This is a genomic window from Kitasatospora sp. NPDC086009 (assembly GCF_044540385.1).
In the GTDB taxonomy this organism is placed as follows: Bacteria; Actinomycetota; Actinomycetes; order Streptomycetales; family Streptomycetaceae; genus Kitasatospora.
Map to the genome: position 1 here is coordinate 996,401 of NZ_JBITSA010000001.1, position 14,613 is coordinate 1,011,013.

The 14,613-nt window shown below is 71.0% G+C and carries 16 protein-coding genes and 2 pseudogenes; 4 read left to right on the forward strand and 14 right to left on the reverse strand.

The features are described 5' to 3' along the window. Positions 1–20: 20 nt before the first annotated feature. On the reverse strand, positions 21–1,178 hold the full coding sequence (locus tag ACIF6L_RS04575; RefSeq protein WP_078879728.1) for a LacI family DNA-binding transcriptional regulator: 1,158 nt from the start codon (positions 1,176–1,178) through the stop codon (positions 21–23). Positions 1,179–1,537: 359 nt separating this feature from the next. On the opposite strand from ACIF6L_RS04575, the gene hisC reads away from it, so the two are divergent. Continuing rightward, entirely contained in the window at positions 1,538–2,620 is a 1,083-nt protein-coding gene (hisC, locus tag ACIF6L_RS04580) for a histidinol-phosphate transaminase (protein WP_352295028.1), read from the forward strand. Between the two features lie 128 nt (positions 2,621–2,748). On the opposite strand, the gene ACIF6L_RS04585 is transcribed toward hisC, so the two are convergent. Then, positions 2,749–4,155: an MFS transporter gene (locus tag ACIF6L_RS04585; RefSeq protein WP_396486114.1), complete on the reverse strand. Its 1,407-nt coding sequence runs from the start codon at positions 4,153–4,155 to the stop codon at positions 2,749–2,751. A 246-nt stretch (positions 4,156–4,401) separates the two neighbouring features. On the opposite strand from ACIF6L_RS04585, the gene ACIF6L_RS04590 reads away from it, so the two are divergent. Further along, positions 4,402–5,325 (forward strand): helix-turn-helix transcriptional regulator, encoded by a 924-nt coding sequence (locus ACIF6L_RS04590; RefSeq protein ID WP_396486115.1) that lies wholly within the window; start codon positions 4,402–4,404, stop codon positions 5,323–5,325. 85 nt (positions 5,326–5,410) lie between these two features. On the opposite strand, the gene ACIF6L_RS04595 is transcribed toward ACIF6L_RS04590, so the two are convergent. From ACIF6L_RS04595 to ACIF6L_RS04620, 6 genes are all read right to left on the reverse strand, one after another. Next, positions 5,411–6,367 (reverse strand): hypothetical protein, encoded by a 957-nt coding sequence (locus tag ACIF6L_RS04595; protein WP_396486116.1) that lies wholly within the window; start codon positions 6,365–6,367, stop codon positions 5,411–5,413. Between the two features lie 369 nt (positions 6,368–6,736). Beyond that, positions 6,737–7,531 carry a DUF2785 domain-containing protein gene (locus ACIF6L_RS04600; RefSeq protein ID WP_396486117.1) on the reverse strand — a complete coding sequence of 265 codons (795 nt, stop codon included), beginning with the start codon at positions 7,529–7,531 and terminating at the stop codon, positions 6,737–6,739. Between the two features lie 102 nt (positions 7,532–7,633). After that, positions 7,634–7,915, reverse strand: a complete 282-nt coding sequence (locus ACIF6L_RS04605; RefSeq protein WP_396486191.1) for a hypothetical protein — start codon at positions 7,913–7,915, stop codon at positions 7,634–7,636. Continuing rightward, entirely contained in the window at positions 7,912–8,151 is a 240-nt protein-coding gene (locus tag ACIF6L_RS04610) for a hypothetical protein (RefSeq protein WP_396486118.1), read from the reverse strand. The genes ACIF6L_RS04605 and ACIF6L_RS04610 overlap by 4 nt, the downstream gene beginning before the upstream one ends. After that, a complete protein-coding gene (locus tag ACIF6L_RS04615) occupies positions 8,139–8,399 on the reverse strand; it encodes a hypothetical protein (RefSeq protein WP_396486119.1) in 261 nt (86 codons plus the stop codon). Before ACIF6L_RS04615 ends, ACIF6L_RS04610 begins: the two co-directional genes overlap by 13 nt. Further along, complete coding sequence (locus ACIF6L_RS04620; RefSeq protein WP_396486120.1) at positions 8,396–8,770, reverse strand: ATP-binding protein; 375 nt, start codon at positions 8,768–8,770, stop codon at positions 8,396–8,398. Before ACIF6L_RS04620 ends, ACIF6L_RS04615 begins: the two co-directional genes overlap by 4 nt. A 344-nt stretch (positions 8,771–9,114) precedes the next feature. Here ACIF6L_RS04620 and ACIF6L_RS04625 point away from each other — a divergent pair, with 344 nt between their 5' ends. Both ACIF6L_RS04625 and ACIF6L_RS04630 read left to right on the forward strand, forming a co-directional pair. Beyond that, entirely contained in the window at positions 9,115–9,939 is an 825-nt protein-coding gene (locus ACIF6L_RS04625; RefSeq protein WP_396486121.1) for a helix-turn-helix domain-containing protein, read from the forward strand. Next, complete coding sequence (locus ACIF6L_RS04630) at positions 9,932–10,126, forward strand: DUF397 domain-containing protein (protein WP_396486122.1); 195 nt, start codon at positions 9,932–9,934, stop codon at positions 10,124–10,126. Before ACIF6L_RS04625 ends, ACIF6L_RS04630 begins: the two co-directional genes overlap by 8 nt. Before the next feature lie 119 nt (positions 10,127–10,245). Here ACIF6L_RS04630 and ACIF6L_RS04635 read toward each other — a convergent pair. The 6 genes and pseudogenes from ACIF6L_RS04635 to ACIF6L_RS04660 form a co-directional block, all read right to left on the reverse strand. Further along, positions 10,246–10,670 (reverse strand): annotated as a pseudogene (locus ACIF6L_RS04635) (DUF6879 family protein). A gap of 213 nt (positions 10,671–10,883) precedes the next feature. Next, positions 10,884–11,465: pseudogene (locus ACIF6L_RS04640) on the reverse strand (transposase); the annotation flags it as partial. Positions 11,466–11,538: 73 nt separating this feature from the next. Continuing rightward, positions 11,539–12,267, reverse strand: coding sequence for a dienelactone hydrolase family protein (locus tag ACIF6L_RS04645; protein WP_396486123.1), 729 nt, complete (start codon positions 12,265–12,267; stop codon positions 11,539–11,541). Between the two features lie 191 nt (positions 12,268–12,458). After that, complete coding sequence (locus ACIF6L_RS04650; RefSeq protein WP_396486124.1) at positions 12,459–13,169, reverse strand: hypothetical protein; 711 nt, start codon at positions 13,167–13,169, stop codon at positions 12,459–12,461. 234 nt (positions 13,170–13,403) lie between these two features. Beyond that, complete coding sequence (locus ACIF6L_RS04655) at positions 13,404–13,802, reverse strand: helix-turn-helix domain-containing protein (protein WP_396486125.1); 399 nt, start codon at positions 13,800–13,802, stop codon at positions 13,404–13,406. A 118-nt stretch (positions 13,803–13,920) separates the two neighbouring features. After that, entirely contained in the window at positions 13,921–14,601 is a 681-nt protein-coding gene (locus ACIF6L_RS04660; RefSeq protein ID WP_396486126.1) for a class I SAM-dependent methyltransferase, read from the reverse strand. Positions 14,602–14,613 lie beyond the last annotated feature (12 nt).

Consider the following 14,613-nt stretch of genomic DNA (forward strand, 5'->3'; position numbering starts at 1 on the left):
GCGCACCGCCCGTCGGCCCCCTACACCTCACCCGGCGGGCGCGGCGGGCTGACGGTGGTGCGCGGACTCCGCCGTTGGGAGGACGCGCGGACGATCAGCTCGGTGGGCATCAGCGTGCCGGGCGGCGGCCCCGTCCCGGCGGTGCGGAAGCGGGGCGGGAAGAGCCGGGCGATGTCGACGCCCGTCCCGGAGTCCACCCCCTCGATGGCGTCGATGAGCAGGTTGACCACCGTCGTCCCGATCCGCCGGGGCTTGAGCGAGAGCGTGGTGATCGGCGGCTCGGTGGTCGCGTACACATCGCTCTCGCTGCAGCAGACCAGCAGCAGGTCGTCCGGCACCCGCAGGCCGTACCGCCGGGCGGCGGCGAGCAGGTCGGTGCCGTTCGGGTCGAAGAGCCCGTAGACGGCGTCGGGCCGGTCCGGGCGGGCCAGCAGCCGGTCGGCGGCGACGGCCCCCGCGGCCGGGTCGTGCGCCGGGTAGGTCTCGTAGACCGGCTCCTGGCCGACCTTGGCGCACCAGCCGAGGTAGGCCTCGGTGGAGAGCCGGGTGTAGGTGTCGGTGCTGGTGCCGGTGAGCAGGCCGATCCGGCGGGCGCCGGCCTCGGAGAGGTGGTCGAGGATGCCGAGCACGGCGGCCTCGTGGTCGTTGTCGACCCAGGCGGTGACCGGGCAGTTGCCCGGCTTGCCGTCGCTGACCACCGGGACGCCGGACCGGTACAGCTCGCTGACCAGGGGGTCCTGGTCGGGCGGGTCGATCACCACGGTGCCGTCCAGGGCGATGTTGCCCCAGACGTCGTGCCGGGAGGAGGCGGGCAGCACCACCAGGGCGTAGCCGCGGCCGAGCGCGGCGCTGGTGGCGGCCCGGGCCATCTCGGCGAAGTAGGCGAACTCGGTGAAGGTGAACGGCTCTTCGCCGTAGGTGGTGACGGTCAGTCCGATCAGGCCGGAGCGCCCGGTGCGCAGGGTTCGGGCGGCGGCCGAGGGGCGGTAGCCGAGGCGCTCGGCGACTTCGCGCACCCGGCTTCTGGTCTCGTCGGGCAGGCGGCCCTTACCGTTGAGCGCGTCGGAGACGGTGGTGATCGACACTCCTGCGGCTGCTGCCACATCCCGGATGCCGGCCCGCTCCAGACGCCGCGAGGTGGTGGGTCGCCGACCGCTCTGGTTGGCTGCTGCTGTCATGGCGGACCGATCGTATGGCTCCTGACAAGGGTCTGTGACCGGCGCATCGGGGGTCCTTGGAGATACGTTTCTCCAAGAGTGAGCCCGTGTGCGCCCCTTCGATACCCGCACGAAACCAGCCGTCTTACCTCTGACATGTGCCAAAGGAACCCTGCAGAATGGCTGATCTGCACCAGTAACCCGACCGGGCATCTCACTCCTACGGGTGAGCCGCGGTCGGTATCGTTCAGGGCACCCGACCGGGGTGGTCCGGTGCGTTGCGAGATCCCGGGGCACGGCGGCGATCCCGTCCGGCGCGGGAGCTGACGCACCAGCGGGCCCGACGCAGTGGGCCCGACGGAGAGAGAAGGAGAAGGACCGTGAGCGGAACGGCAGCGCAGGGGCCTCGGCTGAGGTCGAGCCTGGACGGCATCCCCACCTACAAGCCCGGCAAGCCCGCCGGCGCCGACGCCTACAAGCTGTCCTCCAACGAGAACCCGTACGAGCCGCTGCCCGGCGTGCTCGAAGCGGCCGTCGCGGCGGCCGGCTCGCTCAACCGGTACCCGGACATGGCGGTCACCGAGCTGACCGCCGAGCTGGCCCGGCGCTTCGACGTCCCGGCCGAGCACATCGCCACCGGCACCGGCTCGGTCGGCGTCGCCCAGTCGCTGATCCTCGCCACGGCCGGCCCGGGCGACGAGGTGATCTTCGCCTGGCGCTCCTTCGAGGCCTACCCGATCATCACCCAGGTCGCCGGCGCGACCCCCGTCCCGGTGGCGCTCACCGCGGGCGGCGACCACGACCTGGACGCGATGCTGGCCGCGGTCACCGACCGCACCCGGCTGATCTTCGTCTGCAACCCGAACAACCCCACCGGCAACGTGATCCACCGCGCCGAGCTGGAGCGCTTCCTGGACGCGGTGCCCGCCGACATCCTGGTGGTCGTCGACGAGGCGTACATCGAGTTCATCCGCGACGCCGACGTCCCCAACGGCATCGACCTCTACCGCGACCGCCCCAACGTCTGCGTGCTGCGGACCTTCTCCAAGGCGTACGGCCTGGCGGGCATGCGGGTCGGCTTCGCGATCGCGCACGAGCCGGTGGCGAACGCGCTGCGCAAGACGGCGGTGCCGTTCGGCGTCACCCAGCTCGCGCAGAACGCGGCCGTCGCCTCGCTGCGCGCCGAGGAGGCCCTGATGGTCCGGGTCGACGCACTGGTCGAGGAGCGCACCCGGGTGGTCGCCGGGCTGCGCGCCCAGGGCTGGGAGATCCCGGACTCGCAGGCCAACTTCGTCTGGCTGGCGCTCGGCGAGCGCTCCCAGGAGTTCGCGGCGGCCTGTGCCGACGCCGGCGTGATCGTCCGCCCGTTCCCGGAGGGCGTCCGGATCTCGATCGGCGAGGTCGAGGGCAACTCGATCTTCCTCACGGTGGCCGAGGCGTTCCGCAAGACGATCGACGGCTGACCTCGTACGGACACCGGCTTCACCAGGGGCGCACCGCTCGGCGGTGCGCCCCTGCGTCGTCCTGTCCGGGCGCTGCCCCGGTCCTGCCCGGGTGCTGCCCCGAGCCGGTGACGCCGTGGTCCGGGCACTCATCCCCGCCGCAGGAAGAGCGCCGAGGCGAGGGCGGCGAGCAGCACCAGCGCGGTGTTCACGGCGATCGCCCAGGTGACCCCGGTCAGCACGGTGGTCCCGGCGGCGGCCGCGGTGGCGACCGCGCTCATCACCGGGGTGCCCAGGGTGATGCCGACCTGCTGGGTCATGGTGGCGACGCCCGTGGCCAGCCCCTGCTCCTCGTCCGGCAGGCCCGAGGTGGCCGTCACCATGAAGCCGACGATCGCCAGCATGTTGCCGACCCCGCCGACGAAGGTCGCCGCCAGCAGCAGGCCGAGCCAGGCCCGGTCGGCGCCGAGCAGGAGCAGCGCGGCGGTCGCGGCGGCCTGCACCAGGAATCCCGCGAGCAGCGCGCCCCGGCTGCCGAGCCGCCCGATCAGCCGCGGCGCGACCACACCGCCGAGCACGGTGCCGGCACCCAGGACCCCGAAGGCCAGGCCGGTGGCCAGCGCGGAGAAGCCCAGCACCCGCTGGAGGTAGAGGGTCAGCAGGAAGACCAGCGAGGTCTCGGTGGCGAAGGCCAGCAGGCCGGCCGCGTTGCCCCAGACCACCGTGCGCCGCCGCAGCACCCGGACCGGCACGAGGGGCGAGGCGGCGGTCCGCTCGACGAACCAGAACGCCACCAGCAACGCCGCGCCCAGTCCCAGCGAGCCGAGCGCGAGCGGGTCACCCCAGCCGTGCTCACCGGCCGCCGTCAGTCCGTGGACCAGGGCGAGCAGGCCACCGGTGACGGTGACCGCCCCCGGGAAGTCCATCCGGACCTTCCCGGCCGGCCGGCTCTCCGCGATCAGCCGGGGCGCCACCAGCAGGACGGCCAGGGCCACCGGCACGTTGACGAAGAACGCCCAGCGCCAGCTCAGCAGGTCGGTGAGCAGCCCGCCGAGCACCGCGCCCGAGGTGAAGCCGGCCGACATCAGCGCGCCGTTCAGGCCCAGGGCCCGCTCGCGCAGCGGGCCCTCCGGGAAGGCGGTGGTGAGCAGCGCCAGCCCGGCCGGCGTGACGGCGGCGGTGGCCAGGCCCTGCGCCACCCGGGCGGCCAGCAGCAGCTCCGGGGTGGTGGCCAGCCCGCCGACCAGCGAGGAGACGCCGAGCACGGCGAGACCGAGCAGGAACACCCGGCGCCGCCCGAAGAGGTCGGCGACCCGTCCGAACAGCAGGGTGAAGCCCGCCGCGCTCAGGGCGAAGGCGGTGGCGATCCACTGCAGGCTGCCGAGCCCGAAGCCGAGGCCCTGGCCGATCACCGGCAGGGCGACGTTCAGGATCGAGAAGTCCACGGCCAGCATGAACTGGGCGGCCAGCAGCACGACCAGGACGAGTCGCTGCCGGCCGGTCATTCCGGCTGGTGTGCGGGGGAGGGCTGGTGCTTCGGACAGGGTGGCGGTCATCGCTCCGCTGCCTTTCGACTCGACGGGGTGTTCCGGGTACGGCAGCAGCCTGCTGGGCCGCGCCGGGGGTACCCAGACCCCCGCGGAGGGTGGCACCGGCAGGGACAGGCTCGGCGCCGCCCGGCGGTGTTCACTGGAGGCATGACCGCACCCGAGACACCGTCAGCGCAGCAGCCCCGGTCGGCGGAGAGGCCGTCGTCGGCCCCCTCCTCGGCGGCGTCGGCCTCCTTGGCGTCTTCGGCCTCCTTGGCGCCGTCGGCGGGGGCGGAGAAGCCCAGCGAGCTGGGCGAGTTCCTGCGCACCCGCCGCGCCCGGCTGCGACCCGAGGACGTCGGGCTGACCACGTACGGCAGCCGGCGCCGGGTGCCCGGGCTGCGGCGCGAGGAGCTGTCCCAGCTGGCGGGCGTCAGCATCACCTACTACACGCGGCTGGAGCAGGGGCAGAGCCGCAACGTCTCCGACGAGGTGCTGGACGCCATCGCCCGGGCGCTGCGCCTCGACGGCGACGAGCACGCCCACCTGCGCAACCTGGCCCGCCCGGGCCGGCCGGCGAAGGGCCGCCCGGCCGAGCGCTTCGAGCGGGTCCGGCCGGCGGTGGGCCGGCTGATCGCGGCGATGGCCGACGTCCCGGCGGTGGTGGTCGGCCTGCGCAACGAGGTGCTGGCCTGGAATCCGCTCGGCCATGCACTGCTGGCCGGGCACCTGGACGCGGCGGCGCCGGACTCGCCGTCGGCGCGCCCCAACCTCTCCCGACTGCTCTTCCTCGACGCGCGGACCCGGGAGCTCTACCCGTGCTGGGAGACCGAGGCCCGGGCCCAGGTCGCCTTCCTACGGCTGGCCGCCGGGCGGCACCAGGAGGACCGGCAGCTGGCCGAGGTGATCGGCGAGCTGTCGATGAAGAGCGCGGAGTTCGCGGCGCTCTGGTCGCGCCACCCGGTGCACGACTGCCTGTTCGGCACCAAGGAGTTCCACCACCCGGTGGTCGGGGACTTGGCGCTGGACTTCGAGGCGCTGCCGCTGCCGGAGGCGTCCGGGCACCGGATGCTGCTCTTCAGCGCGGTGCCCGGCTCGTCGTCGGAGGCGGGCCTGCGGCTGCTGGCGGCCAGCGCGGCGGCCTCGGGGTGGGCCCCGGGGTGGACGTCGGCGGATCGGGAGCCCGTCGAGGACTGAGCCGGTCGGCACCCGGGAACGACGAGGGGCCCCGCCTCCGCACCGCCGTGCGGGGGCAGGGCCCCTGTGGTGGCCCGTGGGCCGGTCAGCGCTGGGGACGCAGCCGGCGCACGGCGATCAGAACGCCCGCGCCGAGCGCGACGAAGGCGGCGGAGGCGGCGGCGAGGAAGCCGTTGGGGGTGCCGGCGCCGGTCTGGGCGAGCTCGGGGGTGCCCGCCGGGGCGGTGGTGGCGGGCGCGGTGGTGGCGGAGGCGGTCGGCGTGGCCTTGGGGGTGGCGGGGGTCTGGGTCTTGTCCTCGACGGGGGCGACGGGGGCGGCGGACTTCGGGGCGGCGGGCTTGGCGCTGGGCTTGGCCGTGGTCGTGGGCTTGGCGGCCGGCTTCGCGGTGGTCGACGGCTTGGCCGGGGCGGCGGTGCGGACGACCGTGTAGGTGTGGCTGCCGCCCTGCTCCATGGGGTAGCCGTCGGCCCTGCCGCCGATGAAGACCTCGAAGCTCTTCAGGTCGGCGGCGGCGTTCGCCGAGACGGAGACGCGGAAGGCGAAGTTGGCGGCGCGGCCGTCGGTGAGCTGCTTGACCTTGAGCGAGCTGGTGTCGGCGACGATCGCGGGGTCGCAGCCGTGGTGGAGGGTGAGCTTCTTCCAGCCGCCGGCGGTGGCGGCCTCGACGGTGAAGTCCTCCAGCCGGTTGGGACCCTGCGGGTTGTAGATCGCGAAGGAGGGGCCGACGTTCTCGTACGGGGCACCGGTGAAGTTGGTGACTCCCACGCCGATCTCGGCCTTGGCGCCGCCGGCGGTGATGCTCTGGCCATCGGGGGTCATGTGGAACCCGGCGGTGAGGTCGCCCTTGTGCGCGGACGCGGGGGTGACCGGCTTGGCCTCGGCGGCGGCCGTGTTTCCCGAGCCGCAGGCCCAGGAGGCCTCGGCGGTCATCAGCTGGACGGAGCCGGCGAGGACGACGGTGGCGGCGACGGCGGCGAGCCGGCGGCGGCCCGAGGTGGCGGTGATGTTCTTCGCGAAAGAGGGCATAACGGACTTGCGCATGACGTGTTTCCCCAGGGTCATGGTGCTGACGGTGTGTGAAGACGACCGGCCCCGCTGTCAGCGGTAGCGCCCCCCGGCCTCGCCGGTCTCGCTCTCCGTGCCTTCATCCGTATAGACGCGCATCCCGGCCGGTGGTTGCAGGTGGGGTCGGAGTTATTTTCGGAACCCTTCGCGCGGGCCGGTGACGGGCGTGGAGTACCGGCGGTCACTGCGGTCGAAGACCGGAGAGGCCCTCGCCCGGTGGGCGAGGGCCTCAACGTGCCGGCTCGGGCGGATGCGCGGTGCCGGCCGGGGTGGGGTCGCTTCGATGGCGGATCTCGGGGCCGTGGCGGCCGGGCCGGCCACCGCCCGGGACGTGTGCTCCCGCGCCTACCGCTTGACGATCCGGTCGAGGACGGCGGCGAGGCGTTCCTTGACCGCCGCCCCGTGGGGGAGGGCCTCCGGTGCGGCATCGGTGTTCGGTGCCCGCACGCCGCGGTCCGCGAGGACGTAGAGCAGGCGCAGCGTGCGCAGGCAGTTGCTGAGGTGGGCGGGCACCGGGGTACTGAGGCGGTCGGCCCCGAAGCGGGCGGCGACCGGGTCCAGCCACGTGGTCGCGTCGGACTCGCTCAGATCGGGCCGGGTGAGCACCCGGGCGACCGCCCGCGCCAGCCGGTCGTCCTCCAGCTGGTCGAACACGTGGTCGGTGGGCGCCGTCAGCCGCGCGGCGGCGAGGTGAAGCATCCGCACCGGATCCACCTCGGGGTGGCGGCCGAACCGGTCCAGCAGGTCCGCGCCGTGCGCGACGGCGTGGAGCCAGCCGAGCTTCTCGTCATGGCCGCGCAGGTCCGTCTCCGCCGGGTACCACCGCTCGAACGCGTCCACCCAGCCGGCCTCGAAGTCCCCCTTCTCCACCAGCATGTCGAGGACGAGGGGGGCGAAGGTGCGGGCCTGGATCTGCGGGTCGAGGAAGCGGGCGGCCATCTCGTCCCCCAGCGCCAGCCGCCGGGGCCCGTCAATCACCCCGCGCTCGATCCAGGTCGCGAGGACGGCGTACGGCGCTCCGTCCCGGACGTCCGGATCGGGGTCCGCCAGGGCGCCGGAGAGTTCGCGGACCAGCTCCTCCAGTGGCCGGTCGGCGGGTACGGCACAGTCGGCGGCTTCGATCCTGCTCCAGTCGGTCACGGCAGGCAGGATAGGTCCGAACCGGCTCGCCACACCGGGAATTTCCGTGCGGTGGCGGCGAGGCCCCTGCCCGGGTGGGCGGGGGCCTTCGCTTTGCCGCTGCTAGGTGGGTATGCGGTGTCGGCCGGGCGTCGGGGGTTGCTGTCGGATTTCGGGGCCGTAGTGGCCGGCCTGGCGGGCGATCCAGGCGTATTCGGTGGTGCCGTCCGGGAGTTGGCGCAGTTCCCAGCGCCCGTGGCGGGTGATGGGTTTCGGCGCGAGGGTGTGCTGGTCGCCGTTGACCTTGAGGGCGGTGATGACGCCGAGGGTGACGGTGGTGAGGGCGAGGGCTAGGAGGGTGAGGAGGGCCGCGCCGATGAGGAAGTTGGCGGTGCCGGTTCTCATCGGCGGATTCCCAGGACGCGGTGGCCGAGGTGGGCGGCGAGGTCGTGGAGGAGTTCGTGGGCCTGGTCGTGGGTGAGGGGGAGGGCGAGGTGTTCGCCGGGGCCGGTGTGGATGTCGAGGTCGACGGCGAGGCGGAGCTGGACGGTGGCGTCGGGGGCGTGTTCGACGGTGAGGTAGGCGACGGTGGTGCGTTCGGTGTGGATCGCTTCGGTGACGAGGGGGATCAGGACTCCCACGGCTCGTTCCTCTCGGTGTCGCGGAGCAGGTGGAGGAGGTTGAGGAGGGTGGCCACGGGGGCGTTGCCGAAGTCGACGAGGATGCGGCCGTCGACGGTGCCGCCCACGGTGGTGGCAGAGGCCCACTGGATGCCGAACCTGGCGCCTCGGGTGTGGAGTTCGCCGAGGAGGGTGGTGATCTGGGCGTGGGTGTAGTCGCGCACGCGGGGGTCGTCGGGCGCGATCGGGGTGCGGCGGGCGGCGCTCACGCGGCGGCGTCCAGTTCGAACCAGACGCGTTTGCCGTGCTTGCGGGGGTCGGTGCCGAAGCGGTGGGTGAGGGAGCGGACGAGGTGCAGGCCCCGGCCGGAGAGGGCGTAGGGGTCGGCGGGGGTGCGGGGTTCGGGGAGGTGGGGGTTGTCGTCGGCGACGGAGACGCGCAGGGTGTGGTCGCGGAGCAGGACGACGACGAGCGGGGCGGAGCTGCCGCCGTGGCGCCAGGCGTTGATGTAGAGCTCGCAGAGGGCGAGTTCGGCGTCGTGGATGAGGTCGTCGGGCCAGCCGGCGAGGTCGAGGGCCTCGCGCAGCTCCTCGCGGGCGGCGGACCAGTCGGGCGGTTCGGGCAGGGTGAAGGCACACATGAGGGACCTCCGAAGAGAGGCGGAGTGGAGTGGGTGTGGTGTCACCGGCGGATACGTCGCCGTGAGCCAGGCCGGGACGGGACTGGGAGTGCCGCGTACGGCTGCTCTGCGGTGCGCGGGCAGCAGGCGCCTACTGCCCTGGAAACAGGCGTTACTGACGATCCATCGGATCGATGTGAGACGACCATAGCGCAGAAGCACTTAAGATTAAGTGGATCCTGGAAAGCTTCCCTCTTCCGTGGGACAGATGGCCGTGACGGCTGCCGTCGCGGCAGACTGATGCCACGAAACGCAGAGAGGACGCCATGCCCGGTCGCCAGAGCCCAACTCTTCGTCAGCGCCGCTTGGGTGCCGAGCTGCGGAGAATGCGCGAGCAAGCGGGTTTGGGCGGCAGCCAGCTCTCCCGAGTCCTCGGCGTCAGTGCCGCCCAAGTGACGCAGATGGAGAACGGGAAGAGCAGTGTCAGCGCGGAGCGTCTCCAGACGATCGCGGCGGGTTGCAAGTGCACCAACCAGCCTCTGATCGATGCACTCGCCGACCTCATCGCAGCGCGCGGAAAGGGCTGGTGGGAGGAGTACCGCGGCGTCTTGTCGACCGACTTTCTGGAGGTCGCGGAGATGGAGTCCACGGCGCAAAAGCTCTACACATGGGCAACCACCTACGTGCCTGGCCTACAGCAGACCAAGGCTTACGCCTCTGCGGTGTTCGCCCGCGTCTCACCGCCGCTACCACCTCGCGACATCGAGCTCAGAACTGCATTTCGCGTCCAGCGCCAGCACGCCATTCGGTCGAGTGGCACGCCGTACGTGTCCTTCATCCACGAGGCCGCGCTACGGATGCAGTTCGGCGGCCCTCACGTGCTCGCAGCGCAGCTCGGTAGCCTGATCGAGGACTCAGAGCGGCGAACCTGCTCGTTGCGAGTGGTGCCGTTCGACATGGACACGTTTCCTGGCGCGGGCGAGAACATCATGTTTGCCGAGGGACCGGTACCGGAGCTCGCGACCCTCCAGATGGACACCGCGCAGGGCGTCCTCTTCTTCGACTCCCCAGCAGACCTGGCCAGCCACCGCGCAACGTTCACCCGCCTTGACTCCCTCGCCCTGTCGGATGATGACTCGCGAAAGTTCATTCGATCTATCAGGGATGAAATGAAGGGTAGGTATGAGTAGGTCCGAGTGGCAGAAGTCGACCTTCAGCGGTGCATCGAACGAGTGCGTCGAAGTCCGCGTCGTCGACGGCACGGTCGAACTCCGCGAGTCCGACGCCGGCGACATAGTCGTCCGCACCACCCCGCCCAAGTTCGCCAAGTTCGTCCAGGGCATCAAGGCCGGCGAGTTCGACCACCTCACGACCTGACCCGACAGCGCCCCCTCGCTCGAGCGAGGGGGCGCCACCAACCGATCCACCTCGTTCACACCGGCAGGTCCCAGCCCGGGAAAAGTCGGCGGCTCCGACTTCCCACTCCGACCCCCCGCTCACAGGGGCAGGGTTTTGAGCATCCTGATCCGATCCCGATCAGCCGAGCTGATCGGGATCGGCCGCCACATGTAGCCGTCCGAGTATTCGAGGAACGGCACCGAGTTCGCGAGAGCCAGCCGCTTCAACTCCGGACACGATTCGGCTCGTTTATCGACCAGTTCGCGGTTGATCTGCGTCCCGTCCGGGCAGATGTTGAGGTGGACGACCGAGGACTCGTCGAGCATCCACCAGTCCTGGTCCGGGATCCCGAAGTCCTGCTCGGTGGCGTCGAGGATGCGGACGTCCTCCCGGCCGCGAGGTTGCCGGGGATCCCCCAGGCGAACTGGTACCGCTGGTAGTCGGTCAACGGCCCTCGCACCACCCGGACCCGGCCGATCGTCCCGTCGAAGTGGTGGCGCCACTGGTCACCATCCAAGAGCACGGACAGCCTCCTCAAGGGTTGCTCCGGCCATTCTGCCCTCGGGCACGAAGTTAGGGACGGCGGAAGCAACTGTCCACTCCGACCAGGCCGGTGTTGCCGTGTGGGGCCACGAATCGAGCGGCGCGGTCAGGAAGCCGTCACAAGGGGTCCCATACGGTGCACCCAGCATGGTGCGGAGCAGTCTCGACGGCCTGTTCACGGCGAGGGCGGGGCGTCCAGACATAAGACGACTTCGGGCTCGCCTTCCTCGGGTATGACCTCGGCGTCGGCGATCGCGTAGAGGTGCTCGACTCGGGCTTTCTTGGCCGCGTAGTCGGGGTCGCGTGAGGTCTTCCAGGTCTTTATGCGTTGAAACGAGACGCCTTCCTCGCGGAGGAGGATGCGCAGGCCCTCGTGGCTGATGTCGTCGACCACCCCCTCGGCGACCAGGAAGTCGGCCAGCTTGGTCAGGCTCCAGGTCGAGAACGGCAGGCCATGTTCGGCTGGCTTCGACTTGGCGATCTTCTTGATCTCCCGACGTTCCAGGAGGGTGAAGGTCTTCGGCCTGCCACCCTTGTACTTCGGGTAGAGCAAGTCGAAGCCATCGGCGTTGAAGTTGTGGATCACGTCCCGGACCCGGTCCGCACTGGTGGACGTCACCTCGGCGATCTTCGCCACGGGCATGCCCTGCGCGGACAGCAGTACCATCTGCGCACGCCTCCAGACCACCACCGACCCGGTGCCGCGCCGCACGATCCGCAACAGCCGGGCACCCTCGTCGTCATCGATCTCGCGCACCTGCACCCGCTCGGCCATGCCGAACAGTCTGGACCGAACGAGCTGGCCGGAAACGAGTTCCGGCCAGCTCGCCGAGCACTGCGATCTCGTGTCAGCTCAGATGCCGCGCGAAGAACCGCAGCGCGCTGTCCACTTCGAACGACGGCACATCCCCGTGCTTGCCGGGGTTGGCGTGCAGTGTCTTCTCAGCCGAGGCCAAGGCGTCGAACAACGCCAGACTCTGGTCCCGCGAAACCATCTGGTCGTCCCACTGGACCAAAAACTGGACCGGCACGGTGATCCGCGCGGCGTCCTCGGCCAGCCCGTGCACACCGAGCAAACCCAGCACGGCGGCGCGTATCCGGGGCTCCGCGGCGATGAGCGCAATGCCGAGCCCACAGCCCATCGACATCCCGCAATAACCCACCGGGCCGACGCCGACCCGGTCGAGGCGCTGGACCGCAGTCAGGACCGCCTGCCAGTCCGCGACAGCCTGAGGGGCCAGATAGCTGTGCATGCTGGCGACCAGCGCGCCCGGATTCTCACCGGCGGCCATGCCGGCCCGCATCTCGGCCGCGATCCGACCGAACTCCTCGTCCTTGGGCCGACCACCGTGGTTGGGCGCGTCGATCGCGACGACCGCGAAACCCTCGGCGGCGTAGCGACGCGCACGGGACACGGTGCCGGGGGCGGTCTTGTGCAGCCCGCCGCCGTGGCCCAGCAGAATCAGGGGACGAGTACCGCAGGCGCCTTCCGGCGTCCACAGCACGCCGGGGATTTCGTCAAGGGTAAAGAACTGTTCGGTGACGCCGTCCGACGACGTCTGGGAGGTGAAGCGCATTAGCGTTTCAAGCCTTTCGGGATGCCTTGTGCGGGCGCTCCCTAGACCATGCAAAGGAGGGAGCCCCGACCTGTCACAGTGTTGATCGGTCTCACCTCCTCGAATGTGCAGTGGTGCACGGCGACGCCGAAACTATCACAAAGATCATCATCACTCGCGCCTCGCCGGGGCGAACGTTGCCTGATACGGCACTAGCCGTCGAATGCGCCAGTTCGGGCGGCGAAGGCGCGTAGTCCGGGGAGGCGGGCCGAGGAGTGCACGAGGCCGGACGTGATCGCCCGAACGGACGGCCGGCGCAGTTCTTCGGGCGCCACGCGTTCCATGGCCTGCAACGCCGCGTAGGTCCGACCGTCGTCCCCCAAAGCGGTCCAGAGCCGGGCGGCGTCGGTGTAGAACCGAGCCCGCCGTTCCTGCGTCGGAAGGAGGGCAGGGTTGAGCGCGCGGGCGTGGAAAACGCCGGAGTCCGGGTCGTTGAGCGTTGTGGCGATGCCGATCCGGTAGAGCGTTACTTGCTCTGGGGTCGCCTCGACAGTGAACAACTCTCCTGTACGCCCTGAGGGAATCCGCTTGGCCAGCAGCTCCGCCTCGTCGATCAGTTCGTTGGCAGTATGGCCGTCTCCTCCGGTCGCAGCGGTATAAGCAGCGGTCAGGAGCAGTGTGGTGCGGACGGCGCGTAGGTCGTCCTCGCGCCCGGCCCGCGCGTGCAGGTTGGTCGCGGTCGAGGTGAGAAGTTGGACGGCAGAGGTGATGCGTCCGGAGCGGCGCATGGTGATGGCGAGCACCCGGGCTGCCTCTCCGACCACGACGGGTGAGCCGGAGGCGCGGGCTGCGGTCAGAGCGCGGTCAGCGGTGGCCCAGGCGTAGTCGGCGCTCTCCTTGACCGCGAGCTCGGTCGCAAGCACGTAGGACCGGGCGACGGCCGCGCACGCTCGCTCACGTGCCAGGCCGGTACCAGCGTTCCGCGCTGCCTCCGCCCCGCTGATCAATGCGGGCAAGGCGTGGCGCAGACGGGAGTAGCGTGCTGCGCGGAAGTCGGCGTGGGCGGTGGCGAGGGTGACTGCGAGGCCGGGCAACGGGGTGGCCGGGCCCGGGGCGAACAGCGCCTCTTCCAGCGGGTCCCTGCCGATGCCGGACTTTCAGGCAGCCGTCACCGCGTCGGCCTGCTCGGTGCCAATGACCACTGCGCCCATGCCTGCGGCTCCCGCCGCGAGGAATCGCCTTCGCCGCACCTCGTCCTCCGACTTTTGGTGGCCTGTCGTCACCCTAGTAGCAACCGTGCTGCCGGGGGGTGTAGTCCGCGTGTGTCGGGCCGGGTGGTCGCGGCGGAGTCCGAGTTGGGTCGGCGGGATGTCCAGGAACTCCGCGATGCGGAGCAGGGCGCCGTCGGCCACGGCCATCTGGCCTCGCAGAATCCGGGACATGGCTGAGGCGGAGTAGCCGGCGTGCGCGCCTACTTCCGCAAGGGTCACCCGCTTCACCGCCCGGGCGGCGCGCAGGATGGCCGGTACGTCGACGACCGTCTCTGTGCGAGACACGATCCCTCCCCGGGGCCGACAGGAACGGTAGTGACGGTCAGGGGGCGCTCATAAAGGCGTGCACCGCGGGGTAAGGCCCCCTGTCCTTCCGACGGTTGTCCTGATTCATTGATCGCCTCTAGAGCCCAGCCGTGGCCTCTGCCGTCAGCAGCAGCGTCCCCAGGACGCTGCTCTCCCGGGCCGGAATCACCAGTGCGCTGATGTGGGTGAAGCCGTGGCGCTTGAGCAGATCGGTCCACTGTTCGGTTGTGTACTGCCAGCGCAGGACCGTCAGTTCGGTCTCGCGGCCCTCCAGCCACTTCCCTCCCATGACCTGGGCGCCGTATGTTCCGGCAGCCGGTTCACGATGGGAGAACGCGAAGGTGCCGCCTGGGGCCAGCCGCTTGGCGATCCGGGGGAGCAATTCCTCGGGATCGGTGAACCAGACCGCACCCCAGGTCGAGTAGATCGCGTCGAACGACTTCACCTCCTCGTCCAGGAACGCGCAGGCCTCGGCGTGGACGAACTCCAGCGCCGACAGATCGGTCCAGAACGCGCGGGCACGCTCGACCTGGAAGAGCGAGAAGTCCACGGCTACAACCTCGACCCCTTCTCTCGCGAGGAACGCCGCGTTCGCGCCCTCGGCGGGTCCGAGGTCGAGTGCTGTCCCCGGATTTCGCAGGATCTCCGCGCCGGGTCCGTGACCGGGGACACCGGTCCAGTCGAAATGGTTCGCCGCGGGACGGGCCTGAGCTCCGTCTCCGCGGTGGGGCCGGTACCTGTCCCAGTACTCCGGGGCGGTTCGGGGCGCGCTGGACATGGGTGCTCTCCG

What these genes read in the sequence shown, in the direction of transcription:
- ACIF6L_RS04645 (WP_396486123.1), bottom strand. Translation starts at nt 12,267, where the DNA reads ATGCGCTTCACCTCCCAGACGTCGTCGGACGGCGTCACCGAACAGTTC.
- ACIF6L_RS04585 (WP_396486114.1), bottom strand. Translation starts at nt 4,155, where the DNA reads ATGACCGCCACCCTGTCCGAAGCACCAGCCCTCCCCCGCACACCAGCC.
- ACIF6L_RS04595 (WP_396486116.1), bottom strand. Translation starts at nt 6,367, where the DNA reads ATGCGCAAGTCCGTTATGCCCTCTTTCGCGAAGAACATCACCGCCACC.
- ACIF6L_RS04575 (WP_078879728.1), bottom strand. Translation starts at nt 1,178, where the DNA reads ATGACAGCAGCAGCCAACCAGAGCGGTCGGCGACCCACCACCTCGCGG.
- ACIF6L_RS04605 (WP_396486191.1), bottom strand. Translation starts at nt 7,915, where the DNA reads ATGAGAACCGGCACCGCCAACTTCCTCATCGGCGCGGCCCTCCTCACC.
- ACIF6L_RS04660 (WP_396486126.1), bottom strand. Translation starts at nt 14,601, where the DNA reads ATGTCCAGCGCGCCCCGAACCGCCCCGGAGTACTGGGACAGGTACCGG.
- ACIF6L_RS04630 (WP_396486122.1), top strand. Translation starts at nt 9,932, where the DNA reads ATGAGTAGGTCCGAGTGGCAGAAGTCGACCTTCAGCGGTGCATCGAAC.
- ACIF6L_RS04620 (WP_396486120.1), bottom strand. Translation starts at nt 8,770, where the DNA reads ATGTGTGCCTTCACCCTGCCCGAACCGCCCGACTGGTCCGCCGCCCGC.